The organism is Vibrio sp. Vb1127 (genome assembly GCF_033338735.1).
Taxonomy (GTDB): Bacteria; Pseudomonadota; Gammaproteobacteria; order Enterobacterales; family Vibrionaceae; genus Vibrio; species Vibrio alginolyticus.
In genome coordinates this window covers 49,851-76,242 of the sequence record NZ_JAWOTF010000016.1, presented here as the reverse complement: position 1 = coordinate 76,242, position 26,392 = coordinate 49,851, and the positions used below count along the sequence as shown (strand labels likewise).

The 26,392-nt window shown below is 40.3% G+C and carries 26 protein-coding genes; 17 read left to right on the top strand and 9 right to left on the bottom strand.

All coding sequences use genetic code 11. The features are described 5' to 3' along the window. The first annotated feature begins 210 nt into the window (after positions 1-210). The 13 genes from R7H07_RS18355 (at position 211) to R7H07_RS18295 (ending at position 14,022) form a co-directional block, all read left to right on the top strand. Entirely contained in the window at positions 211-765 is a 555-nt protein-coding gene (locus tag R7H07_RS18355) for a hypothetical protein (protein WP_042776358.1), read from the top strand. Beyond that, a complete protein-coding gene (locus R7H07_RS18350; RefSeq protein WP_025634114.1) occupies positions 752-1,276 on the top strand; it encodes a DotD/TraH family lipoprotein in 525 nt (174 codons plus the stop codon). The genes R7H07_RS18355 and R7H07_RS18350 overlap by 14 nt, the downstream gene beginning before the upstream one ends. After that, positions 1,273-2,202, top strand: coding sequence for a type IV secretory system conjugative DNA transfer family protein (locus R7H07_RS18345; RefSeq protein WP_025634116.1), 930 nt, complete (start codon positions 1,273-1,275; stop codon positions 2,200-2,202). Before R7H07_RS18350 ends, R7H07_RS18345 begins: the two co-directional genes overlap by 4 nt. A gap of 8 nt (positions 2,203-2,210) precedes the next feature. Beyond that, the gene (locus R7H07_RS18340) at positions 2,211-3,353 is read left to right on the top strand and encodes an ATPase, T2SS/T4P/T4SS family (protein ID WP_025634117.1); all 1,143 of its coding nucleotides are present in this window, start codon (positions 2,211-2,213) and stop codon (positions 3,351-3,353) included. A 376-nt stretch (positions 3,354-3,729) separates the two neighbouring features. Beyond that, a complete protein-coding gene (locus tag R7H07_RS18335) occupies positions 3,730-4,377 on the top strand; it encodes a hypothetical protein (RefSeq protein WP_025634121.1) in 648 nt (215 codons plus the stop codon). Beyond that, the gene (locus R7H07_RS18330; RefSeq protein ID WP_025634122.1) at positions 4,377-6,014 is read left to right on the top strand and encodes a hypothetical protein; all 1,638 of its coding nucleotides are present in this window, start codon (positions 4,377-4,379) and stop codon (positions 6,012-6,014) included. The genes R7H07_RS18335 and R7H07_RS18330 overlap by 1 nt, the downstream gene beginning before the upstream one ends. A 17-nt stretch (positions 6,015-6,031) precedes the next feature. Further along, positions 6,032-7,594 (top strand): hypothetical protein, encoded by a 1,563-nt coding sequence (locus R7H07_RS18325; protein ID WP_077284291.1) that lies wholly within the window; start codon positions 6,032-6,034, stop codon positions 7,592-7,594. Beyond that, positions 7,584-8,324 carry a hypothetical protein gene (locus R7H07_RS18320; protein WP_025634125.1) on the top strand — a complete coding sequence of 247 codons (741 nt, stop codon included), beginning with the start codon at positions 7,584-7,586 and terminating at the stop codon, positions 8,322-8,324. The genes R7H07_RS18325 and R7H07_RS18320 overlap by 11 nt, the downstream gene beginning before the upstream one ends. Before the next feature lie 7 nt (positions 8,325-8,331). Beyond that, positions 8,332-10,155 carry a GspE/PulE family protein gene (locus R7H07_RS18315; protein ID WP_025634126.1) on the top strand — a complete coding sequence of 608 codons (1,824 nt, stop codon included), beginning with the start codon at positions 8,332-8,334 and terminating at the stop codon, positions 10,153-10,155. 3 nt (positions 10,156-10,158) lie between these two features. Further along, a complete protein-coding gene (locus R7H07_RS18310) occupies positions 10,159-11,247 on the top strand; it encodes a hypothetical protein (protein ID WP_025634128.1) in 1,089 nt (362 codons plus the stop codon). Positions 11,248-11,348: 101 nt separating this feature from the next. Then, positions 11,349-11,933 carry a hypothetical protein gene (locus R7H07_RS18305; RefSeq protein ID WP_025634129.1) on the top strand — a complete coding sequence of 195 codons (585 nt, stop codon included), beginning with the start codon at positions 11,349-11,351 and terminating at the stop codon, positions 11,931-11,933. Positions 11,934-12,044: 111 nt separating this feature from the next. Continuing rightward, positions 12,045-13,460, top strand: a complete 1,416-nt coding sequence (locus R7H07_RS18300; RefSeq protein WP_139351514.1) for a hypothetical protein — start codon at positions 12,045-12,047, stop codon at positions 13,458-13,460. Between the two features lie 64 nt (positions 13,461-13,524). Further along, positions 13,525-14,022 carry a hypothetical protein gene (locus R7H07_RS18295; protein ID WP_025634132.1) on the top strand — a complete coding sequence of 166 codons (498 nt, stop codon included), beginning with the start codon at positions 13,525-13,527 and terminating at the stop codon, positions 14,020-14,022. Between the two features lie 188 nt (positions 14,023-14,210). Here R7H07_RS18295 and R7H07_RS18290 read toward each other — a convergent pair whose 3' ends face one another. From R7H07_RS18290 to R7H07_RS18255, 8 genes are all read right to left on the bottom strand, one after another. Further along, positions 14,211-14,561 (bottom strand): hypothetical protein, encoded by a 351-nt coding sequence (locus R7H07_RS18290; RefSeq protein WP_025634133.1) that lies wholly within the window; start codon positions 14,559-14,561, stop codon positions 14,211-14,213. Between the two features lie 10 nt (positions 14,562-14,571). Next, entirely contained in the window at positions 14,572-14,976 is a 405-nt protein-coding gene (locus R7H07_RS18285; protein ID WP_138058895.1) for a hypothetical protein, read from the bottom strand. Positions 14,977-15,058: 82 nt separating this feature from the next. After that, on the bottom strand, positions 15,059-16,072 hold the full coding sequence (gene rdgC, locus R7H07_RS18280) for a recombination-associated protein RdgC (RefSeq protein WP_025634137.1): 1,014 nt from the start codon (positions 16,070-16,072) through the stop codon (positions 15,059-15,061). Next, the gene (locus R7H07_RS18275) at positions 16,065-17,063 is read right to left on the bottom strand and encodes a hypothetical protein (protein WP_025634139.1); all 999 of its coding nucleotides are present in this window, start codon (positions 17,061-17,063) and stop codon (positions 16,065-16,067) included. Before R7H07_RS18275 ends, rdgC begins: the two co-directional genes overlap by 8 nt. A 13-nt stretch (positions 17,064-17,076) precedes the next feature. Next, a complete protein-coding gene (locus tag R7H07_RS18270; protein WP_025634141.1) occupies positions 17,077-19,638 on the bottom strand; it encodes a DotA/TraY family protein in 2,562 nt (853 codons plus the stop codon). Positions 19,639-19,646: 8 nt separating this feature from the next. Further along, on the bottom strand, positions 19,647-20,267 hold the full coding sequence (locus tag R7H07_RS18265) for a hypothetical protein (RefSeq protein ID WP_025634142.1): 621 nt from the start codon (positions 20,265-20,267) through the stop codon (positions 19,647-19,649). Positions 20,268-20,269: 2 nt separating this feature from the next. Further along, on the bottom strand, positions 20,270-21,418 hold the full coding sequence (locus R7H07_RS18260; RefSeq protein ID WP_025634143.1) for a hypothetical protein: 1,149 nt from the start codon (positions 21,416-21,418) through the stop codon (positions 20,270-20,272). A gap of 11 nt (positions 21,419-21,429) precedes the next feature. Continuing rightward, the gene (locus R7H07_RS18255) at positions 21,430-21,753 is read right to left on the bottom strand and encodes a hypothetical protein (protein ID WP_025634145.1); all 324 of its coding nucleotides are present in this window, start codon (positions 21,751-21,753) and stop codon (positions 21,430-21,432) included. Positions 21,754-21,828: 75 nt separating this feature from the next. On the opposite strand from R7H07_RS18255, the gene R7H07_RS18250 reads away from it, so the two are divergent. From R7H07_RS18250 to R7H07_RS18235, 4 genes are read left to right on the top strand one after another with little or no spacing between them, the layout of a single operon-like run. Continuing rightward, on the top strand, positions 21,829-22,347 hold the full coding sequence (locus tag R7H07_RS18250; protein ID WP_025634146.1) for a hypothetical protein: 519 nt from the start codon (positions 21,829-21,831) through the stop codon (positions 22,345-22,347). Next, complete coding sequence (locus tag R7H07_RS18245) at positions 22,340-23,131, top strand: hypothetical protein (RefSeq protein WP_025634147.1); 792 nt, start codon at positions 22,340-22,342, stop codon at positions 23,129-23,131. Before R7H07_RS18250 ends, R7H07_RS18245 begins: the two co-directional genes overlap by 8 nt. Before the next feature lies 1 nt (position 23,132). After that, positions 23,133-24,452, top strand: a complete 1,320-nt coding sequence (locus R7H07_RS18240; RefSeq protein WP_025634149.1) for a toprim domain-containing protein — start codon at positions 23,133-23,135, stop codon at positions 24,450-24,452. 2 nt (positions 24,453-24,454) lie between these two features. Further along, complete coding sequence (locus tag R7H07_RS18235; protein ID WP_025634150.1) at positions 24,455-25,762, top strand: hypothetical protein; 1,308 nt, start codon at positions 24,455-24,457, stop codon at positions 25,760-25,762. Between the two features lie 90 nt (positions 25,763-25,852). On the opposite strand, the gene R7H07_RS18230 is transcribed toward R7H07_RS18235, so the two are convergent. Beyond that, on the bottom strand, positions 25,853-26,359 hold the full coding sequence (locus R7H07_RS18230; RefSeq protein ID WP_025634152.1) for a hypothetical protein: 507 nt from the start codon (positions 26,357-26,359) through the stop codon (positions 25,853-25,855). Positions 26,360-26,392 lie beyond the last annotated feature (33 nt).

The following is a 26,392-nucleotide window of genomic DNA, read 5'->3' as shown; positions in this document are numbered from 1 at the left end:
AATAAATTTTCATCATTTGTTGCATATGTGTGAGCTATATCCCTATTTGTAGGTCGCATTACGCAAATATTTCTACAATTTGTTGAGTAATTAGTCTATTGAACCGATATCACTTCTGAGACTAGCAAATTGAAACTAACATTTGACTCAATAATAAGCCTATGCTAGCAGCTTTCACTATTGTATTTTAGACAAAAATGGCATAGATTTATGCTATTATTTGCTATTAGACATCTTATTGTGTTCGAACTAATTAAAGAAAAAATATTGGGTTTGGCTTCCATACTCATCACTTCTTTCGCTGCTACATATTATTTGTCCGCGAGTTATACATTCGGTGTTTTCACGAGTGCCTTGTTTGGCATCGCATATTTGTACTTTATGCAACGGCAACAACAACAATCGGTTAGAAGAAAGGAAGCACAAGCGAAGATACGTGGGTTTGGTTATACAAACTCAATTTCCTCTCAGATGGAAAGACCCTCTAATGCGAGTAGATCTCAAAGTTCTCCGACTCTGAATGAACAAAACCCATTTAACTTCTCTGAAGAAGAAGTTCAGGCTTTCAAATTATTAGGGCTACCTATTACGTCCCTCAATATTTCTGAAATCAAGAAAGCCTTCCATCACAAAGTTAGGTATTACCACCCAGACATTAACCAAAACATCAGTACGGATGAATCAATCATCACTGTTTCAAATCTGAATACAGCTAAAACACTTTGCATCAATGCAACGAAGAGGAAACAAAATGAACGTCTTTAAGCTTTCTAGCATAGCATTCGCTTCTACTCTACTTCTTGGGTGCGCAACTAATGAAGTCAAAGATTTAAGGCACTTAGAAAAGAGCCCTGAAGAAAGGGCTTTTGGCGATCTTGAACCATATGCAGTTGAAATGCTTGACGAGCTCCGATTGTTAGCAAAAACGAGAAGTGCACATGCACAAGCACTTAAAGGCCCTGAGCAGAGAAGGCAGGAGCGCATGCTCTCTACAATGGTGTTACCTGGTTTTGAAAAGGTTGTTGACTGGAATTGTGATTGTGAAGTCGAAACTGCCGTAAAAGGTATTGCTGAGACAGTAGGTTATGGTTCTGATCGAGTATTTACTTATGGCCAAAAACCACCTGGTGGCGTGTTTGTAAGTATTAAACTGAAGGATCAACCAATAAACGACGCAATAAAGATTATTGACTCTGAAAAGGGTGCCCAGGTAGACATCATGGTCGATAACCGACTTAAGACGATTGTCGTTAAATACTTGGAGACAAAAGCGTGAGAACCAATACTGCTATTTGTTTAATTGCTAGTCTATTTTTCAGTGTTACCACTTTGGCAGATGAATCTAAGCGCACCTATTACAGCTTAAGTGAACTAAAAGATGTAAAGGTTAGACAACAACTAGTAAGCGATGGGGAAGAGGCACTCAGAATTGAGTCGATCCGCGAAAGAGCTGAAGAAGTTGGCAGTGCGAATGGTTATATAGCTACGATGGAGCGCTTAACAGATGTAGTGGATAGCAAGTCTCACCTCTTTGACCGCTTGCTACCTTTCGAGCATCTCATTAACGCTTCTGCAAATCTAAGTTCAGGTGAAGCCAAGTACCTTCGTCCAGGTATGGTAGACAAAGTAGAAGCTCATGCCGCGATAACGCGAGACACAAAAGCTACGATTATCAGGACCGATAATCTTGTCTATCGATTGAGAGAACAACCTAAGCCTGTGTTGAGGAAACCGCATTGGTCTGACTATCTCTACGACAAAAATTCACTTACGCCAACCACATTAATTGATGAACTTTTACCTAGAAATTCAGAAGAATTGGAGATCTTCAACTCAGCTCTTGACGAGGGATGGGCCATGGGCTCAGAACAAGCAATTGCTGAGATGAGAACTCGTGTAATTAATGCTTTTATTGACGCAACAGCCATGATCCGTTACGTGAATTTAGTTGAGTCCGGATATATAGAAAAGCCAGATATGATTATTGAAAATGTAGGAATTACGGTACAAGGAGACCAATTAGGTTTAGGCACTCAGTTCATATCTTTGAGTGGTGAGGCAGTTTGGCAGACAAACTCTGATCTCTATTCTTCACCAGTAATAAAAGACCCTAGAGGCTCTGTACGTAGGGATGCTGTTTCTAAAGTAGAAACTGAAGGCCTTACTCACGACCAAATTAAATCCATTCTCGTTGAAGAGTGACACCTACCATGAATGATATTCCATTAATACCTGTTTCAAGCGAAATGACACAAGTAGATATCGAAACTGTCATATGGAAAGCAATAGAGTACGGTGCTTCAGACATTTTAATAGACTGTAACTATCGAATCAGAATCGATGTAAACGGGCAAATCAGGGAAATCACTGATAAACAAATGCAACCTAACGCATGCCGTAATATTCTTGAATATATGCTCGGCACCAAAAAATCGCTGATTAACAATGTTAATGCAGCTACTCCTACATTTTTTGCATTCGTTACCAAAAACCCCAATGATCAATCTCAGATTAGGAGTTTCCGCATTGCAGCTATTACCTCAAGGTCACTTGAATATGGAAAGACCTATAAGATGGTTGGTAGGTTGAACCCTAAAACACCAAAGGACGCAGAATCTTTGGGTATAGAGCCGGAGCTAGTCAATCTTGTAAAGCATAACCGTAAAGGTATTCTTATGTTTGTGGGAGGGGTAGGCACAGGCAAAACAACTACTATGGCCGGAATTGTAACTTCAGTGCTAAAAACTCCCAGCCTTGGTAAGCATATCTTAGTTTTTGAGGACCCACCTGAAATTAATTATGAGGGAGTAAAGATTGCTCCTGGTAACAGTATTTCAGTTCATGAAGTAGGTTCAGTTGAAACAGACTCCGATGTTCAAAGTTTTAATCAAGGCCTTGAAGCTGCTCTTCGTCTTCGTCCAGATATCATCGTTCAGGGCGAAATACGAAGTAAAGAATCAATCGAAAACGCATTTAACGCTTCTAACACTGGCAACTTCTTGATGGCTACAATACATGCAAACTCTTGCGAGACAGCGATGAGCCGCATCTACAATATGATAGATGGAGAAAATAAGCTGGCTGTATTAGCTGGTTTTATTAGTCAACTCTCTGGCATTGTCGCTCAGATACTAGTTAGAACTCTCGACGGTGAAAGGATTGCTGTTAGAGAAACCCTATATCTAACTGAAGAAATCAGAGAAGAAATGCTGAAGTGTAAATCTGACACAGAGATATCTGTAGTAGTAAGAAGGCACCTAAAGGAACAAGAGCTTACCTTTTCTCAACAAATCGCAAACCTATATCACAACAGTGAAATTGGGCCAGAATATCTCCTTATGGAATCAGAATAATGGAATATAAACCGAAGCTGGATAGAAAAGCGGTACAAAATGCGATGAAAAGACCACTTTTCCTACTTATGGACGGGTCTACTATCGTCCCGGTTTTGACATTGCCAATAATGTTCAGCTGGAACTACCTTAAAGCCATGTGTGTTTTCTATGTATTAATGTCCTTAATCTCTCTTACCAAAAGGACACCATTAGAGTTTTTTATACACCTCCTGTCAAAATACAACCAAGGCAACAACTTGCCATATCGAAAAAACGAAATTTGGAAGCCAGATAACCGATAAGAAATTGTTCTTATTCGTAGGTTACCTTACAGCTTTGTTTGTTGTTTGTTATCCGAAAATGACGTATATTTATCAAAATAATAGGGGTTACTATGATGAAATTAAGATTAATTTTACCTTTACTCGTGATGAGTAGCGCGCAAGCGGGGGTTGTATTTACTGAATACGAGTCAGATACAGCTTATGGTTTAAACGACATCCAATCTAAAGTCGGTTACCAAAATAAATTACCTGCTCACGAAATACTGAATGCTTTAGCACCAGCTGGTTGGCGGGTAAATATTGGACCAGGCATCTCTTCCCACCAATTAGCCTGGGTACCTTCACCTAATTGGCGCAGTGCTGTTGCTAAGATACAGGAACTAAATTCCGGTATTTATATTGTTCTAAATGAACAAGAACGAGTGTTGGCTGCATCCAAAAATCGTGAACACCTTACGTACCTTCAGACACGAACACCAAAACTCTGGACATTAGACCCTAAACTGTCACTCAAAGAGAACTTTGAGGTTTGGAATACAAAGTCCAATATCGACATTATTTGGGGCTCTAAATACGACTTCCCTGTTAAATCACGTTCGGTATTGATTGGTGACCTAACAGGAAGAGACGGAGTCTTAGATAGAGTGCTTAAGGAGACGTTAAAAACAAAAGAACCATTGTGGATTAGTTACAGCCCTGAAATTGGTGCTGCTCATATCCTAAAAGGCGGTTCTACTGAAAAAGGGACTTACCAGTGATGAACAACACATTGAAACTTAAAGCTCTCACACTAACCATTATCGCGCTTGTCAGTGGTTGTAGTACTCCTGGTAAAGATGCCAATAGAGTTGCGACAGCACAGGCAGACGCTGCCACTGAGACGATTCAAAAACACAGACTTAAACCCGGTATAGATCAGAGCGTCTACAGCGAAGACAATAATTACGTTATTCTTGGGGAACCTTTCAAGTTAAAAGAAAGGCAAGACCTTCCAGAGATTTTTCTTACCCCGAGTAAATTCATGTCATATCGCTCTAAACCCCTTAGCGACACGATTGACTATTTGAACAACAAGTATGCCTCGTATGGGGTTTACATTAGCTTTACTAGCGACGCTATCAAGTATCTTAACCAAGACTCTGGAAGTTCCAAAGCAAGCGGTGGTACAAGTGATTCTACTGGTGATGATTTAGACGTTTCGGCACTTTATACAGATACGAACAAAGGATCACTATTAGATGGCGCAAAAGTGTCTATTTCCCTGAACTTTGAAAAGCACGTTGCTTTAAAGCAAGTGTTGGATGCTATCGCAGCAAAAACCAACCTATGGTGGAAATACCAATCTGATGGTCGTGTATCCTTTTACCGACAAGAAACTAGACACTTTCGGATCGACCAATATGCTGGTAGTACAACTTTAAAATCAAGTATCAATTCGTCTACTAGCGGTGGTCAGCAAGGCGAGGGGACAAGCTCTCAAACTTCGAGTTCTCACTCATATTCATTTGACCGTGACCTAGGGAAACCAATGGACCAACTCCTCAAGGGGATTAAATCCATTGCTTCTGAAGATGCAAAAGTAGAAGTGTTACCTGCACTAAGTATGGTTGCTGTAACTGACACACCTCGAAAGCTGCGAATTGTTGAGAACTTTATTGATGAGTCAAATTCTACTGCTGGAAAGATGATCAGGCTCGATATAGAGCTATGGGAACTGATCACTACAGACGAATCAAATTACGGCATTGAGCAATCTATTAAATACGCTAAGAATGACTTCGAACTTAAAATCGATGGAGTTCCAGTTGGTGATGCAGCTAAGTTAGGTGGTTTAGGGCTGAGTATCGGTGATGGTAGCTTCAAAGGCACTGAAATGGCATTGAAGGCTCTTCAGGGGACTAAATCTCTTTCGCTTAAAAAGTCAATTACGACAACTGTACCAAACAATGATGTTATTCCAGTCCAGTTCGTAAATGAAAAGAAATATGCGGATAAAATCGACCAAAGTGTATCTGGTGATGTTGTAACACAATCTGCAAGCACAGATACAACAACAAACGGTATTGTTTTCTTAGCTTCACCACGTGTTAATTCAGATGGAACAATTGCTGTCCGTATCGTAACTGATGTAAGTACCTTAAATGCAATTGACCCACTAGAAGTTGGTAATACACAACTTCAACTAACAGACAGAACTGTTACTGCCATGGTTAGCGCTAGAAATATCCGTTCAGGCGAAACAATGGTTATGACTGGGTTCGAGCAAGTGATTGACAATGGCCAAAACCAGTCAGTTCTAGGCGATTTGCTATGGATGTTTGGTGGCAATGACTCTAATGCTAAAACACGCTCAGTGATGCTAGTAATTATAACGCCTCATATCGAAAAAGTTTAACCCAATTAGGTCCTTTTATGCAGTCACTAGAAGAACTTGGATTTGATAGGCACTACATCGGTTTAGATTGGTACGAGGTTTCAGAATCCGATAAGACCATCCATATCAAAAATCTGGTTAACAAATACGACGCTACAAATGCAGTAATTGTTGAAGGGTCAACAATTGATGATGCACCAAAATCAACAATCGGTTTCGCTCAAAGCATAACGACAAAATACTACAGCGCGGCGGCAATCGTCGCTCGCGCTATTTGTGTCGATCACCCGAATGCTTTCTTCATACAAAAGCTACCATCCGGTAAATATTGGTATCTTTTGGTAATTGATAAGTGCCCAGCTGGTGGTGAGAATGATTTGGTATTTGAAACGGTGGAAGAAGTTATCCAACAGATCTTCGACCATTATCAAATGTACGATCTTCATCACGTAAAATTACGCTATGTAGTCCCTAATGAGATAACAGAAAATATCTCAGAACTATTTGAAGAGTCACGTTCAGAGTACCAACAGCACTCATATGACGTCATATGTGAAGCTGTACCTAATGAAAAGTTCGCTCAAATTCAAACAATTGAGCAGCTACTCAACACAAACCCCCTATCAAAGATAAAACCATCCCACATCGTATTTGTGGCTCTTGGAATTATATTTTTGATAGGTGTGCAGGTATTTAAATCTAACTCCAAGCAAGAGTATGTAATTCCTGACATAGATTCAATGGTGAAGAAAGCATCAAGCAGTACTCTAGCTAAGCAAGCTGAAAACGAATTGAATCATAAAAAAATCGAGAGAATAGACAAGGCAAATGCAACTAAAGAGGAAGCAAAATGGCTTACTCAACGTTTAACCGCATCAGATCCTAAAAAGGTCATTTTGAACCTTAAAGCCTATATTAACTCTCTTCCTGTTGATGTTGGTGGATGGTTCCCTATGACTGTCGATCTCGTTACCAAAGGAATCATTACTAGAGACTCATCAACTGTAGACAAACCAGCAGACCAAGAGTTTTTTCATGAGACGACCGTTTTGTGGAAAAACGGAGGGACAACGGTTGCCAATTTTAGAGACAACATCGAATTCGATGGAACTATCACTTATTCACTCTCTGGAGAAGAGATTACTACGTCTCAAATAGTACCGCTTCCTAAACCAGACCATTATTTTGATGAAAGTGACGCTTTTATCTTCATAAAGGAAACTCACGGCCACTACCTAGACTTACTAACCTTCATTCAGCAACAAGCAGAGAAGACACAAGGAAGACTGTACGGAGCGATTTCAGCAAACCGCAAAACAGAAAGGGAGATCCCTTTTAAAAACGAAACATATTCCACTGAAGTAAGAAACCCACAAATAGATTACACCGTTGTGAATGTACAACTTTCGTTAAGTGGGTTTGGTTGGGCATTTAACTATTTGGACCAACTAGCTAACGATATCGACAAATTTAAAAGCATGATTATACAGAGCATTTCGATAAATCTGGAAACAGAAGAGATCGTTCTTAAGATGCAGTACATACACGAAAGTAGCATTCTTAATCAACAAGACAAAGAGGTTTCATTACGTGAAAATTAATACTATTACCCTATGCATCGCGACCCAATTGTTGAGCTTTACAACTTTTGCAAATGATCAATCCGGGCAGACTTACCAAGACATCCAAAAACAACGAAGCCTCTCTATAGAGGAAAACAAATCACTCTCGCAAAATGAGTTGATACGAGCCCAAAAAGAGCATGCTAATAAGATGTTAATGCTTGACAATCAGTATCAGCAGCTTTTGATAGAAAATAACAAATTACTAAACGGTGGGCCTGAACCGAAAAAAGAGAAGGCATCGGATGAAGAGCGTTTAGCAAAATTCCAGGAGGAGACTAGGACAAAGCGTAGAGCTCAACGAGAAGCTGAAGTTAATGCTCTGCTAAACGAAATGGAAAAACAAATCTTCGTTACAGATATTTATGAGATAGCTGGTCAGTTGAAAGGTGAGTTTTGGCATAAGGGGGCTATCCAAACTTTAAAAGAAGGGGAGAGCTTTGGGGACTGGTATGTAGATTCACTGTCATTTCAAGGCGCTGTAGTCATGCCTTTCGATTATTCAACTCACAAAATGGACAAATCAAGAGCACGACATATCACGGTTAAAACCTCTGACGAAGCAATTGACCGCTTTAAGAAAGCGCAAACATTCCGAGACCGTATTATCGAGCAGAAGATTGGGGAGCTTTCAGAATCAAGTATGTTTGGAGCCCCGGCGCCTACATTAATTAATGACTCTCCCTCTCAAGGTTTAATGTTCAAGTGAGAATTTCATGACTAGTACTAACTTAGCAGAGTATAGACCTGCAACCAGCATTGTAGAATCCAGCGCAAACGAATACGACATTTTGTCAGATTCAATTTCTGGTGATTTAATAAAATACTTTGGTAGTCGTAGTAGCTCTAGTTCACACTTCTTTAACGACTTAACATACGACACTAGAGAACAACTTCCTTGGGCCTTAGGTGGTATCATTGACAAGGACAAAGTGGCACATCCAGCTTATGGTAAAAAATTCCTTATTTCGGATGGCCATATTCAAGGTATGGATGAAGGATACAACTACCTTACCGTCTTAATGACAGAAGACTTTTCAAAGTCAATCACACAAGTTCGAGCGACTATCAGAGATGATTTGGGATATACCGATCATACTCATACAAAAGTCATTAATCTTAAGTGCTCAGAAGACCTAATCCTATTACTTGCTGATGTCATCTTCATGGGCTCTGAAGAAAACCAATCTAAAGATGATGAGGGCAGAAGTTTTAAAGCGATCACTGCGTCTGTTTTAGAATCACACCCTGCAACGTCAGACATTCACTTTGAAGTATCTAATATACCTGGCAACACGTTAGTACGTATACGTGTAGATGGCGATTTAATTGATTTCAAAGAATATACATACGATAGGCTTTACGAGACGGTTGATGTTGCTTACAACATCATCGGTGGGGATGAAGCATCCGGCTCTAGCATCCAAGGTAACAACCTAAGCTGGAAAGAACCTCAATCTGGTAAATTTATCTACACGTATAACAATACTCAAATTGAAATGCGTGTTGAATTTGCACCAAGAGAAACTGAGGGCGGTGGAGATCTAGTATGCAGGATTACCAGTAAAGGGGAGAAATCCTCTATAAGAAAGCTAGATAAAGCTGGATATCACCCAGTTCAAACGCTGTTGATTAAAAAACACTCCAGTAAAAAACAAGGAAATATACTGTTTGCTGGTGTTACAGGTTCTGGTAAGACCCAGTCCATGTATTCAGTTATCGATTACTTACAAGACCTGTACAAATCTACTCGGAAGTTTGTTACTGCCGAAAACCCTATCGAGATGAACTTAGAGGGCGTTTCACAAGTTAACTTAGAAGATAACTCTAGCGCTTCTGATAATGAAATGAACACATTAACCAAGCAGTTTGAACGAATTTCCGAAAGCTTCATGCGACTAGACCCAGATATCATGGGTACAGGAGAAATACGTTGCTACAATTCAGCAAAATTTGCAATTGAATCTGCCCGAACTGGCCATGTATGTTTCTCAACAATACATGCCGCATCTTCTTGTGATGTACCAGGTCGCTTGGACGGTTTCGGAGTAGCTAGATCAGTCTATCAATCATCAAACACCCTAACTGTCATCATTGCTCAGTCTTTAGTACGAACCGTGTGCCCGTCCTGTAGTCGAAGTTATGATGAGCTTCCGAATAACTCTCCATTAGTTTATTCATTAATACAAAGCTTATCTTCCCTAGAGTTACTTGAGTACCTGCCGAACATACGTTTCGCAAAGCAAGGTGGGTGTGAAGAGTGTAATTATTCTGTAGATGGCCGTGTTGGACGAACACCTGTAGCTGAAGTCTTGGCGCCAGATCAAACAATCAGAAACCTATGGGCTAAAAACGAAGATGATTTGGCTAAAGCTCATTGGCTAAACACTGGTGGTTTTACTAAGTTAGAGCACGCAATTTATAAAATGTGCAAAGGGGTATTGGACCCTGAGATGATAGAACGTGAAATCGATCAACTTGTGGTCTCTCGATTAGATCGTGAAGAGCTAAATGTTTCTCTCTACCACCCAGAGGTTTAATTAATGGAAAACGATATTAACCAAAAGTTGCTCAGAATAAAGAGTCAATACCTTAGTGATGACTTCATTGATACCTTAAAGCTAAAGTATACAAACTTTCGTGTGGGCTCAAAGAGAAAGTCTCAACTTCTAGAGAAAATTGCATCACGTTTAGCAGATGGTGATTCAATCGTAAATGTATTGGACTCCCTCTATGAAGCATATAAGTCCCAACAACCAAAATCCCAAGAAACAAAGTTCGTAAAATATCTTGCAGACCGGTACCGATACAGACCAGTTATCTCATACATGCTCGCACCATTCTTTGATAAAACCACTATTGGAGTTGCTTACGCAATCGAGAAGAAAACTGCAGCATACAAAGTAATACGCATATGTGTCAGCCAATTACAAAGAAAACAACAAATGAGAGGTGCTGGCTTTTTAGGAATAGTCGGTCCAATTATAGGTGTTGGTTTGATTATGTTGATTTGTAGTCTTGCACACTTATACATCTATGCTGTGCTGTTTAAGGGGCTTAATATAAAACCAACTCCTATTATGACATTTGCAAGAGAGTTTACAAAAACTGTATACGAGCTAAGCCCATTTATTACAGGCACATTGGTGATATACGGGACCTGGGTAGTTTGGAGTTTACCCAATCAAATTAATCGGAGATTAACTAAATTACCACCTTGGAATGTTGTTGACGCGATTAATTCCGCTATAACCCTACAAACATTCAATGCTCTTTTGAAAGTCGGGATGCCCTCTTCAGAAGCACTAAAGCTTGTTGGTTCCCACTCAACGCCATATGTAAAACATTGGTGCCAAAAAATGCGTCTTAATATGATTGGAGGAAAGAGTGAAGGGCAAGCACTCGCCTGTGATTTCTTTAGTAGAGAACCAAGAATTGAGATTGAGTCGTATGCTACAACCTCTGACTTTACTAATAAACTAGACGATATCACCGAAGAAGTATTTGCTAACACTGAAATGCTAGTAAAAAAGCTTACGACAGGGATCATGCTCGGTTGCATGATGGCAGTTTTAACTGTAAACGCCATAGTTGGCCTTTCTATTTCTTCAATTGGTCAAACCCTTAACTAAGTTTGATAATAAAATTAACAAATTGTGAAAACCATATTCCACTTGATTGATATATGCCAATCATGTATAAAATCCAATAGCTTTCAAAGAGGAAAATAGCTATGTTATTTAAACCAAAAAAACAATATTCAAAGAAACTAAACCGCGTTCATGCAAAACGTAAAGGTGCATTTCTATCTACAGAGCTTCAATTAGTCCTGGCATTCGTGGGCATTATGGTTGTCGGTATTGCTACAACTATGGGGGATTCAGGTGCGGGTAAACTTGTTGACGATGCTGAGTCAGCTCTACTACAAGCATCGGACGAACTACGACGTACAGTGGGTGGCTTTGGTTCATACGCATCTGTTAACAACACTGACTGTTACGACAAAAACATCTGGCCTTCAAGCTGGTTAAGTGCAACCCAAGATGAATTTACCACACCTTTTTCTGATAATGGCTTGACCTGTGGAAGCGTAGACACCGCGACTAACCGTGATGGGATTACAACTACTGGTACAGGTAAATTCTTCACTTTCACTTTCTCAAATGTAGAAACAGATCAGTGTAACCTACTCGTTGGTCGTGTATTCCAAAACTTCGTTGAGATCCAGGTTGAAGGTACGCGAATTGATGGTAATGACACTCTTAAAACACAGTGTGCATCTGGCGATGAAGTAGCAATCACATTCATCAACCGTTAATCATTATTAATAAGAGTGGCCAATATGCTGCCTAGAACCTCAATCAAAAGACAAAGAGGCTTTTTCCTTCAACTTGGCATATTGGCCTCTACTGTCGCTTTAAGTATCATCATGTCCACTTACCTCATGATGAAAAGTGATCAATACGAATCTCAAGTAGACCAACTTCAAGGGCAGCGTATAGCAACGCTGCTTCATGCTATCAAGAATGCCTCAAGACAAAGTGGCTCATTAGCCCAATGGAATCAGCCGGGCCAACCCTTCCAAAACGGTGCTGAGCACATTGGAACAATGTGGTTGAAGCCAAACACCTGTGGTGGTACCCAAACATCTGAGTTCCTATTCTGTGACTTCGAAGATTCCCCTAGAATTGGGGATAACATGCAATACAAAACTGAAGTTACAAATGATGGAACCCAGGTCGAACTCAAATTAACTGTCTCAAATACTGCTGAAACTCGGGGATTTGACTTCTCTGGTGAAAACGGAGTCAAACGTTCATGTACTATAGCCCGAATTGCTGGTGGAGGTTTGGCAAACCTAAATTCAGGCACCTCAATCTCGCAAGTGGATTGCGACTTTGATACAGGTATCATTACTATGGATATCACTTGGGGCACAAGCTTCTCTGATGACCTGAGTATCCATGGTACAAACTCACCGTTAGCTACAATCGACTGGAATGGACAGGATGTCGATAATATGGACCGCCTTGAAGTATCTAGCATTGTGGACCGAGAAAACCCTGTATTTAGACTCGATTTGAATGGAACCAGCAACCTCAACAACCTCAACGTTAATTCCATAGACGCGAACTCCGGTACTATTGACACGTTACGCTCCAATTCTGCAAACTTAACTAGTGTTCGCGGCACTGACCTTGATTACGATAACGCTGACATTGATCGTGCTGATATTAATAGAGCTGACATCAATAACGGCGATATAAATACAGCTAGTATAGGCTCAGCAACAATAGACCAAGCTACAGTACGGAATAGAATCAACCAAACCAACTCATCGCAAATGAATAATTTCGCAGGGGGCTTGGCAATCGGTACTGGTTCAAACATATCAACTCTAGAGAATGGCTCTCTTTATGTCCCTGGAGCCGTTGTTGATTTCAATGACCCCTCAATGTTTTTTGACCCAAATGGCGTTTCTCGAACAAGAGACATTCGTTTGACATCGAGAGGGGGTGTAGCTCTCTCAAACCTAACAAGTAAATATGTTCACCAAGGTTCCGCTACAATAAACGGAGTTGGTGCAATTAAAGGTGTAAATTGTGGTGATGGTGCAGGTTATGCGGCAAATAGAATTGTTGTAGACTGGCAAGATAGTAAGCGTTACCACTCAGCGAACGGTGTAGTCGTATCTGACTATTCATTAAACCGAATCGGTGTTACAAAAAATGCATCTGGCTCACAATTTCTTGTCCGCCTTTACTCGTATAATTTCAAAACTAAACTTTGGGAAACACCTAGAGAAAACCGAGCACTAGCAACTATCTATTGCTATTACCCTTAAATATCTTCCCTTCCAGGGCATACCAAACTATAATATATTATAGACTAAGCTTAAGGTATGCCCTATGAACCTACTTCTTGCTATCTTCTTTGGAATTCTTCGTACTCCGGCTCTACTTTTTTATGTAACTACAGGAGTCGTTCACTACGTAATGGGCAAGCTCGTAAGGACGGTCCTAATCCCTTTATCATACGTAACAGAGAAACTCCTTAAACCCAATCACTATCTAATCGGCCTTGGTGGCCTTTTAATACTATACAAAGGATATGAGTATCTACGTGCTATAGCAGTATCAATTGCTGATACAGAAGTGTTTCTATATATGCCCGTTTGGTTACTAAGTTATCTTGAGTTTAGTGATGTACCATTTGATAGGCTAGGCTTGCCGGGTGCACAAAGACCACTTACAGAATCAATGTTAGATTTCGAGCAGGTATTGTTTGGTAAATTCGATGTAATTGATTTGTACTTGGTCTGGTGGTGGTTCTTTTTAGGGAGTCAACTAGGGCTTTACATCTACTATGCAGTAAACAGGCTTTTGAAGACAATGAACCTCGATTAAGACAATGAAAAAAGAGCCATTATCTGAATTAGTCTGAATGCAATCTGTGAGTTTCTTTATCTCGATGTGACTAGGTCTGACAGGTTGCCCTTAATCGGCTCTGTCCAATAGTTTGCTAGAGATTGAATGACTTTCTAATGTTCTCTATAGCTTGAGTGCTATACATAACCATATTTTCCCCTTGGTCGTTATACAGTTCCAATTTTCTTGATTTTAAAGTGTGGATTAGTTGCCAGCTTTTTATCTAGTCGAGGTGCTAACCACTCTTTAAACGCTTTTTTCCGTTCAGCTTTTCTAACATCTTCCACAGCAAATACTTTGTATTTTGCTTGGTTTTTTGGCTCGCCAAGCCACTTCTTGATAGCTGAATCTGTCCACAATCGATCTGTTTTTAGTCGAGTTACCGTAATCCAGTTTTTCGACCACTCAACAAAACGCTTTCGCTCTTTGATAGCTCGAATCTCTTGTTGGCTTTTAACCCAATTGGGATCGACAGCAAACTGCTTGTGGCCGATAAACCTACCGCGAGGCTTAGGCATCCTTTTCCCCCTACGACTGGTTAGATGGTTCACGGACTTTGAAGCCGTTTGGTCTAGTTAGTGAAACGGCATCACCAACCCTAGATACATTCCATGTTTCAATTAAGTTAACTTGGTCGTTTATAACTCGCACTTTGATGTTTTCATTTTCAGGATCTATTTTGATGCAATTATTGCCTCCAACTGAATGAGAGTACCCAAACAACCAATTTACGGACTCGTTGGGGCACTCTTCGAATCCATGAACATAACCAATTTCACTATCATCAATCTGTAGCTCAGCTACAGGTGAGATGTAGATAGTAATATCAGCCATTTGCTCATTGACCATTTCGTTATAATCATCTACAAGGTCACAAGCACTCAAAAGAGGCAGTGCGATAGCTAATGTTAATATGCTTTTCAATTTCATCATTTCCCCTTAAATTACGTTTCTTGTTTTCAGCTCATCTACGTGGCGTTCTTCACGATAAACACGAGATCATGGCCCTTATACATCAATCAATGCTTTCAACAAATCCCTCTATTAGCTCAGATGTATTCGATTGTGCACCACCAGCGAATCCAGTTGAGCTATTTAATGAAGGTAAGATTTCTTTTATAAGGTTCAATATTGACAGTCGAGTTAAAGTGTAGGAGGTCATATCTTTAACTCTTTTTGCTTCCATCTCCTGGGCGGGATTATTGATCTCCATTTCCTTATTGGCCGTTTTTATTTTCTCTTTTAACAGCCCTAGTTGCTTGATCTTAGAAAACTTTAATTCGTTATTAACAGTAAACCCTAAAGTGGCGTTCCATTCGCAAGATAGTTGAAGTGGGCGCTTTTGCGCTAGTAAATTAGCATTGATTTCATCTGACTCAATATCCTGGTTACTGTATCTCACCTTGTTCGCACCGTTCGCTCTATTCTCAAATGCAATATCACCATTTTTAATTGCCAACGTAGGCGGTAACTCCAGGCTGCTAAGCCAACTAGTAAATACACTCGAAACATCATTATTAACTGTTAGCGGGCTCGCAGGAAATGTTTTGAATGTAAGCTTGAATAAATCAATAATCGCTTCAACTTCTTTGTTTCCACTTGAACCGATAAAAAGAAACTTTAGCTCAGTATTAAACCAAACAATGATATCTTTGAAACGTGTAAGCGATTTCGGTATAAGAAGGTTTTCACACATTTCACGTAAATTCTTGACATCTTGTGAAGAAACCTTGGCATTTACTCCCCATGTCCTGGGGGAATCTTGTGCAAGCTGAATCATTTTCTGCCTGACAGCTTCGTCCAATGTACTAGATGCAACAGACCTAAAGCGCTTTTCTATACGAAAAATGTAATCGTTTTCTAGCTTAATGTAAGGTTTATTTGATTGCAGTAACTCAGCCCAGCCATATTTAGTCTTAATCGCACCAGTCAAAGGCTTCGCTTTCAGTTTCTCAAACATTTCAGAGTGCAGATTTGGGTCCAAGTTGAAGTCTTCAGGTAACTTGTAAATCACAAAGGTTTTAAACATGATTTACCTCGGCTTTATTGGAAAGTGGCAGTAAACGCATAGGATCTTTTTTGATGGCAACTAAAAATGAATACACAGAACCAAAGCGATTGGTGTCATATTGCCAATATAAATGCAGGTAATGAAAATAGATAAAGGAAGTAAATGCACTTAGCAAGGTCAAATACATGGATGTCATTAGGTAACTAAATTGAACCTCCGAGGTTACTATCGTTACAATAATGAATTTGGCAACACTGTTTACAGCGAAGAAGCAAAAAGCCAATACGAAAAATAGCGTTAGCCAAATAGACAGCTGTAGGTTTCTGGCTTTGCCTTCAACCTGTTCATCATTCATGTCGAAACCAGCTTTAACAACCTCATCGAAAGGTACAAGATTGAAGTGTACGGGGGTCTCCATGAACGGAACCATTTTCATATGGGCGGGGACAGCTCTAACAAGTTCCATGTACGTAGTTGGCTTCACTTCGGTACGCTGAATGGTTAAATCATACCGTCCATCTTCCCCTTTTTTTAAAATCAAACGGTTCGCTGATTCAGAGGCTGTCAACTGAGGTAGATGAGGGCTAATTTCAAGCATATCGTTTGCTAGCTGCTCATTAGAATCACTGGGACGCTCCTCGTGTTTTAGAACCAACAAACGATTACTGTCTTTCTTAAAATCAGGAACACTTCCATTAGCCTCTGAAAACACACTCGATTCAAACAAGCTATAACCATGTTTCAGTAGGTACTCTCTATTGACTTCGGTGTATGAGTCTAGATAAGGCAGGGACGTTAAAGGGTCAAAAGATTGCTGATAATCTCTTGCAGACTTTATTTCATTTAGTAGGCCTCCAGGGAGCCTGTATTCATTATGAATACTCTCCAGAGCTCTATCTATAGGGGTTATATGAACCCACTCAGTCCAAAACCTCAGTCTAAACATATTCCATGTCCAATCATTTGGGGTCTTGCTTGTGGCGTTTTTAAAAAAAGTTGAAAGTATCATAGATTACATAGTCCTATTTGCTTGCACTTGGTGGTCGTTCAGACTTTTCACCATTTCCTGTGTTTCCATTTCCGTTATTACCACTGCCATTATTACCATTGCCTTGCTGATCCTGTTGAGGTTGTTGTTTTTGAAGTGAACCATTAAAAGCATCAGACATTTTGTTGAAGGTACCATTCGTTGCTGATAGGTACTGATCAGAATCACCAAATTGACCAATAGCATCTGTAGCAACCCAAGACATTAAATTGTTGGCAAATAAGTTCGGAGCTTTTAGACAATAAACAAGTAAACCAAATAGAACGATTGGATATCCTCCTGTAAGCATCACTAAATCAAAAAGATCCCAAGAGGAGGGTAGGTTAACTCCAATGGACTTCCACCAAACGCTATTAAGGAAAGCTAAGCTGAGGTTACACATTGCAAAACCAAGCATTAATCCAATTACATGAAGAGTCGGCCTCAGGAATATGGCTCCGTAGAGAGCTGCCATTCTTAGACCATGAACAGCCATTAGCCCTTCACCTGCAGCAGAGGCTAATAAAGCACTGCCCAGGGCAATGCCTGCCAGAGCTTCGGCACAAATGATGAAAAAAGCGGTAACAACAAATAGGAATGTAATTATTGGCACCATTGGCAATACATTACCTAGAATAAAAGCACCGATAAGGCTAGATACAACCAGTGGAGCGACTGTTTTAACGAAGAAGGCCAAAGGTATAGCGAATGGAGCTGACAAAGCAGAACTCTCGAGGGCACCTTTGATGACATCTGCGCCTTCAGTTGCCAATACAACGATGTACCAAATGTTCTTAAGCGCTTCACCTAACGTAGATAATAACGCCAAAGCATTTGTAGACCCTGTAACGTCGAATAGAGCTCCATCATAGTCAATGCCGCTCATCCCTGGCGTTTCTATTGCAGATGCCAGATTACCATTATAATTACCAAGGCTTAGAGCTGAGCTTAATATTCCGGAAGCAACAGATACTATTGCAGACTCGTTGCCAGTCGCCGCTGCTTTTGCGTTTTCATTTGTCGAGTGAACGGCCATTAGTGCGGACCAGTTATTCAACTTCTGCGCCTCAGGCCAATCTGATTTTATGTCTCCACTCATTGCAAGTTGTTCAGTTAAGTCCCAAGTGAACTTTGGAAAATTGCTTGCCAGCCAATACGTCTTACATTCGTTTGCTTCATCTATTTCATCATCAAGAGATGAATCGAAAAGGTTTATACTTGGAATCCATGAGAATACAGAACGGCAGAAACTGGTTCTTTCCGGTATATTTGTACTCATTACATTGTCTAATGAAAAACCTACTCCAGATGAAGCTAATTGCATCATTCCATTCATACGGCTAAACGCTAGAGGAGCCATCATCCAGCCCCCTTCTGTTAATTCTTCGACCAGCGAGGATGAGCCTGATATGCTGATATTCGCTTTAGAACTACCGCAACGACTTGCTTCATATTGACCCTGCCAAGACTGAGATAACTCCCCCATATAACCGCGCTCTACAACTTTAGACTTACACATTGCTAAATCAACGTGCGCTTTGAATAGGTTTTCAGCTAACTCTTTAGAGCCTAATTCATTGAGTAAATATTCACGATAATAAGAGTCATCACTTCTTCGCATTGCCGTTACATATTTTGATAAATCTGCGTTCTTCAGCCGCGATAACATACTCGATACAAGCGTGTGTAATTCTGACATGAAAGTGAACGTAGCCTCTGTACCGTAGTAGTTCGAGTAATATGCAAGCTTTTGCTCCACTGATGAGCTAGCAGTAGGTTTACGGGCGAAATCAAACCTGATTGAACCACAGGCTCCTCCACGAAATTCTAAAATAGCGCCAGTATTTTCAGCCCCATTCTTTCCTATAGGCTCATCGACATAATTAAGAGAAGAAGAAGACCCGCTTGAATTAGGGTACATTGAGCTGATTCGTGAAAATGATGGAAATGAGTCGGTTGGGAATATGCTAGATGTCCCATTTGAATTAATCGATTTTAAAGTGAATTTTCTATCATTTGAGCTTTCAAACAACTCAGCACAAGAAAGCATAGAAACCATAGTTTCTCCAACTGAGAACACTTCACCTACATTCGTAGACGCTATTTGCGCTCCAGTATGATTCACATAATCATTTACTCCAGCTTTCCAGAATACATCAGCTGCTCCCGCACCATGGACGATTACATACATCCCAGAAGCTTGTCCTACCGATACAAAGGAACCAGCAGCATGAATCATAGGCGCCAATGACCCCAACGCTATTGCAATTCTTAATGGAACGTATGGTGACATTTTCCCAAAGACATGACCTGTAGCAGCAGCATTCATCATGATGTGACCAGAGTTATATATGACATTTATTGATCCATAGAGTAGGGCTAAGAAATTGAGCCCCCCCAACATGACCATTAAAGGCGTCAATGTCGCTTCTACACTCTGATTACCAAAAAGGTGATGTACCCAACCACCGAATAAAATTGCTAAAAAGTTTGTTGTCGACCCTGTCTGAACATGAGCCTCTATACAAGTAAGAGTAAAATCTGCACAAGTTGCCATAGGGGACCTCAGTTCATGGTTGCAGCTGTGATAGTGTTGCTCAGTGATTGATAGAAGAAATCGATGTACACAAGGAAAATTCCGAACCCCATATGAACAACAATATGACTAAACTTAATTTGTCCTGACATCTGTGGATTGGCTAAGAGAGTTATTCCCATCACACCTCTGAAGTAAGATATAACTCCGTAAATAGACATGACCGCAAAACAAGCTCGTATAGCAATAGAACGAGTTTGCATCCCCGTTCCTACGGTAGAAACATTGACTAGGTTAGTAGCTCGCTGACTTATGTCATCAAACATTGCCGCAGAATAGGGAGTGCTAAAATCTAATCCTGAACCATGCCAAAATAGACTCCCCCAAGCAGCTATTCCTTCTCCAAATTTCCACATAAATGCTGAAGCTATAAAAACTGCCATTATCAATTTAGGTGAGGGAGGACTTCCATACATTTGGCTAACCATGGGGGACGACGTTCTTGTCCTCATGAGGGCAAGCCATAAATAGACACCCTGGACAAATAGATATAAACCCAGCCCCTGAGCTACTAGGATTATTCCATCAACTAAAATGACAAATTCATGCGTCAGAAACCGCTCTAGAACGTCAGTGACCTCTACAGCCATAATTAGTATTTCCTTGCATTTCCAGCTATTTCATTTAGCAGTTGAGTTTGTAAGCCTAAATTGAATTCGCTTGATAACTGGGAATCCAGTATATGACCCAGCAGAGCAAGGACCCTTGCATCAATTTGAGCGTTCATTCTTTGGACTTGTTCCACAGTGGTAAAATTAGCCTTGCAAGCTTGACCAGCTGGTGTGTTTAACCAATCATCCATTTCACGCTGGGTATTTACCATTGCGGCTTTGCGTGAATAACAAGACTTGTCACCACCATTTCCGTAGAGCTTTATTTGCTCAGGAGAGTTATAGAAATCAATATCAGCCTTTATTTGCTCAAGAATAGATTGAATAGGGCGCCCATTTTCATCACGAGGGTTGGTGAGCCCGTTAACTCTAAGAGCTGTATTAAATCCAGCTGTAGTTCTTAGATGACGTTTAAGCCATCGGTTGTAAGCCATCTTTGCATCTGCACCCGAGTTTTCATTGATAACTTGGTTATTCTCACCGCGGGGCATTTTATTTATTTCACCGGAGCTAAAAAGTACTTTAAGCATGGTGTCAGTGCGCTCTTTCTCATCAGTTGATTTGGAGTAGCCACCTTCACCCATGCCGGGTAAAACACCTTTTATATTTAATAAATCGAGTTCAACAGTATCTCCATGCGTAACGCCCTCTAAAAGTGATACAGACTCATCTGCTAATGATTGCAGCCCTGTTTCACATCTATCTCCTTCACAATCAATTTCATCTGAAAGCTGCACAGCAAAATCAAGGCTATTTGTCTGGGCTTCGCAATAAAAGTCATCTGTAGCTTCATAAAGTGCAGACACCGCTGCTATGCCATCACACATCAATGGTGAGGGTTCCATCTTTGCTTGAAGCTCAAGGTTAGAAGTTTCCGAAACACTGTTAGAAATGGCCTGTGTTGATGCGAGTTCGCGCATCGTATCTTGAGATGCTTTCCATTCCTCCATTAGTTCTGTCATTGTCATTTCAGAAATCTTTAAACCCTTTTCTTCAGCCCATAACATCGCATCTTGAGCACTTTGGCTGATTATCTGACCTAAGCCTGTTGGGTCTGTACAGATTACGGCGTTTGCTGTCCCTGGCAATAAGACCGCCAGGGATAAACTTAATAACGTTTTCTTAAACATTAGCGTGCTCTCTATAAATCAAACCCACCAATATCAAATGATAGGTCTTGAGTTGGTTGAGACGGTGAGTTTCCATCATTTGATGGTTTGGATGGAGTTGCTTCGTTGAATAGTTCGGAGAAGTCGAGTTCAGGCACTTGTGTATGTTCAATAGAATGACCAGTCTTCAACGCCCTATCCGTATTCAATGCGTATTCTGAAACACCAATTTGCAGACACATATGTTCGAACTTTGCATCGTTTAGTCCAACCTCGCGATTCGAGGCAGGGTGGTTTCTTAAGATATGCATTTGTGGGTCGACCAATGGGCCGATAATTGAGTTATTGAATTTCATTTCAACCTCTAATAGACTCGAAACTAATGTCATATTACAATAAAAAACAACATCAGCAAAACCCAAAAGTCACCTATGATTAGACTAACGTTCGATAAAAAATGGATAGATGAATACTGGCAAGAGGTTGAGCCAAAAGTAATGAGCAGCATTTCATCCTTTGAGGCCAGAGAAAGCTGGGTTGTTGAGGATCAGTCTCCATCATTAAGAGAACTTAATCGCATTGCTGAAAACCTACCTCAATTAGCAAATTTCCCATTGAATCAGGATGTGCAAGAGCAAGCCGATCGGTTACTCGTAATTTTGGGGTGCTTACCGCTAAAAACGTCTTTAGCTGCTTTTGGTTGGCTGGGGGCTTTTAGTCAAAACGATCACAAATGGAATTACATTGTCTCTATCCACGCGAACCAAACTCTAGCGAGTCAAAGTATAGAAAACCGAAACCGGTATAAGTTTGCCAAAATTCTTCACACAAGATTAAACCTCTTCAACTTTCTAATCGAATTCGACAAGCAATATATGAGTGAGGATGCAACTCGATTGGCACTGGCAACTCACAAAAGATTAATTCAGGAGAATACTAAGGATGGATAATAATAAAATTATTCGTTTTGCACTTCTAGCTTCAGTCATTGCAACTGTCACTCCCTTTAAGAGTGAAGCAGCAAGGGTATGTCGACAAAAAGTCTCATTGCCAGCACCTTCAGCTGGTATATGTGACGTAGATACAAGCAATCCTAAGATGGGAAACCCATTTGCTTATATAGACCCGACTCAAGGGTGTGATTTCTCTTTTAGTTTGCCAGGTCTACCTTCGTTTAGCCTCGATGGTTTACAAGGAGCTCTATGCGATACCATTCAGGATATTGGGCAGCAAGGCATTGACGACGCACTTGGCCCTGTACTTGATGCGATTCCAGATAGTGTAGACCTCGACCTAGATAATTTGATGGAAGGCATCTTCGATGATCAAATTGAGATGCAAAGTAAATTTTGCCCTGTCTATGACGACAAGGGAAAACTGGTTTCGTACGAATGTGCGTCTGATGGGAATGGTGGCGGTGACATTATAGACATAGAAGACCCTGATCATGGAGACAGAGAATGTTATACACAAAATGGAATTACATACTGTAAGGATGATGAAGGAGAGGTAACTGAACCAGACCCAGAACCTTATGACCCTGAGAAAGACCCAACTTTGCCAATATGCTCAGAGTTAGACAGTTTCTTTGACTCTGAAGGTAACTTAATACCTTGTAGAAACGGTACAAGCAGACAAGCCGTTTACCCTCAATCTGAACAAAACCTTCCTAGTTCATCAAGAGATACCAACCAATCTACCAAACCAAAATGGGATGTGAAAAAAGGGTGGTAATGTGAATTTAATACTTGTTGAAAGCAGCCTTAAATCGAAGCAAGTTAACTTGGCTCTAGGTGCACTAGGTATTCAAGAAGAGTTTACTTGCGGATTTACTATGGGGAGAGTTTTCGATTTTAAGGTCGGAGACCCTTCTCTAAAGTGGTCCCCAAGGAACTCTGACGTATACCAGTATCTGTCTACTCAAATTCAACGCTCAGACAATGTTATCGCTATGACAGATGCTGACGAACAAGGAGAGTACATCGCCTACCAATTGCAAACCATAGCAAATCAATATGGTCGTTCACTTGTGAAAGCCGATCTGAGTGAGTTATCACCTTTAGGCATAAAAACAGCACTGAGTAAGGTTAGGCCAATAAACCTAGACGTTGTAGCACAAGCACATACAGAACGACTATTAAATCTTAAAGTAGCCAATTATGGTATTAATCAGGGTATTGGACCAACGAGTATTCATAAGTTAATGGTTGCAAGCCATTTAATGGATACACCTACTCTTAATGTAGCTACATTCTTAGATGATGAAAGTTCCGTTAAAGCCCTAACTTACAACACTTCCCTAAAGTCAGCCGAGTCTGAATTAGTTGAAGTTCCAACGAAACCGCCATCAACCTTAAACATCTACCAGAACGTAGCAATACACTACGATACGCCTGTCTGTGATATCGCAAATAATCTTCAAGACTTATATCAATCTGGAAAGCTTTCATACGGGCGTGTGACCGAGAATTATTGGTATCCAAGTGCAGAGAACTCCGTAGAAGATACCCTAAGCGAGCTTTGTGTAGCTATAGACATGGAAAGATTTGCGGCATTAACAGAAAGAAACCAAGCCCACTCAGCTATTTATGTCGTTGATCATCGTTCCGTGTACAGCAAACATTCAGAAGTAGAAATGGTAACTGAATTTACAAAAAGTGCTTTGGGCTTGAGCGATAAAAAGACGTATCTAGCTGATGCTGGTGGACCTATTTTGTCAACTGAAGAACTAGTTCAGCCTGGTTTAAAACGCAGCTCCCCAGATATCCAGATCTTACAAAGCTTAAATGAACTTGGCCTATATAAGCCTTCTACCAGCCCAACTCTTTGTAGTTCCCTTAGCTCAGCTTTTTACATTAACTCACAACTGAACAAAGAAGCTCTAAAGTTTCAGTTTTCTATCACTAAGCGTCTTTTCCCTTCTCTCTTAGAACATATAGAGATGCGTCAAAATCCAATCACCCAACGAGTAAACCATAAAGTAGATGGGACGGAACTAACTATCACTAACAACATGGCCAACACCTTGTTTGATAATTTAACGATGAGTAGGTAATCATGATCAAATTCCATAAAAAGAAAGGTTTAGCACTATCATTAATGGCCTTAGCCAGTTTCTACGCTTTTGCTGAGTATAAAACTGATAAAGCACCTATAAAGAGTAATCCAACAAGTGAGGTTTATGTAAGTGGCTCGAGTACTTTGCCAATTGAACAACTCGTTGAAGAAAAAATGAGTGTAACCACATACAAAATAATTAAAATCATGGAAGACACTAACCTTTATGCCGCCTTCACAAACAAAGGGACATTCATTGTTGATAGCGATGTTAACTTTGCAATTAAGGGGAAAATGATTGATCTGTCCAATGGCGATAACATCCTTGGTCGTATATTCGGCGCACATAAGGATGAGATACAGTCAATAATCACCAAAGAGAAGGCAATAGTTGCTTTCACAGATAGCAGTCATAAAGCTTCAGTCAAATTGAGCGACACCAAGCCCAAGCCTCAACCAATTCCAGCTGAACCTTCTGAACATAACACCAACTTAAACAGCTCTCATGAAGAAAAGATAAACGAGATTTTACGTAAATCTCCAGGAGTTCAGGCGTTAATCAAAAGAAAGTTGGCCATGGAAGCGAAACAAGAACAGCTTGAGCATCAAGAAAGTTCTGATTCTAGCAAACAACAACCCGTAACTCAGTCATCTATTCCAAGCGTAAGCTCCGAAAAAACATCTAACACAATCATGGATGAATTAAAGAACATCGAGCCTCATATGCGTCAAAAGTTAGGACCTACATACGCTCCGATGCTTCTTCCAGCAATAGATGATGATAGCTTTATTGTTTATGAAAATGATGCAGATGTCCCTTATAAGGGAACTTTGACAGTTGCTACCGATTTTAGTTGTCCAGTATGTAAACAGCTACATACTCTAATTCCTTCTTTAAATGCTGAGGGTGTAAAGGTACGTTACATGCCTTATCCTAGAAAACGGATTATTGATTACCCATTCGAGAATAACTTTACAGTCGATCAGTATATATATCGTACTCACCAAGAGCCCCTTAATAGCTTTGGTGAGTTAGTGCTTAATGGATACTGCTCTGATGATAATAAAGCCGCATACAATGAACTCTTTTCTACTAAGAGCTTAAGAAACTTTCCAAGTAACATTTCGAAGAGTTGTGAAACTAAAATGAGGGAATTCAAGATTTTGGGCGATTTAATGTTCGCAGGTGGAACTCCCTACCTAGTTTGGGGAGACGAAGACACTCCAGCAAGTGAAAGGGGTTATATTCGCGGAGTTATGAGAAGTGATAGAACAATTTTCGATCTACTAAAACGAAAGGAAAGTTAGTAACTAGATAATAACTTTAGAGATCATCCCAAACCCTGAAACTTTATTTGGCCCATCTTGGGCCAAATTTTTATTCAATATAATAAAAGTCTAATCTATGGGAGTTACTACTATTGCATCCGCATCGTCAGACTCATGATTACCGTCATATGGCACTAGAGTAATTAGAGAGGCAGATTCTAACTTGTTACCAACGCTTGCTGTAACAGGTAGGCACATATGAAGTTGACGATTCTCACTCTTTGTCATGTTATGAACCCCTCTGCGAGATCGTTCAGAAACAATCACCTCCGTTTCGACTTCATAATGCAATTGCAATTCGTGACTACTTGATAAAGAGAGTGGTGTTGGTTCTACTTTGAACCCGGTAAACTCAATTTTCTTTACAGCATCCCAAACTTCACCTAGTGGCCAACCTAAATAGTGGTTGTGTTTTGAATCAATAGAATAAGCAATCATAGAAGACATACTCCTTGAAAGTCCTATTCTACCTTCCGACACTTCTTTAATTTCTAGGCTGAAGATAGAGTATAGCTCTATGTCTGCTCGCCCACTAACTGCAGCAATCCAGGCTGCATTTCCCTCATAGTCACCCATTTGACACCATTGTTTTTAATTGATGAATGTCTT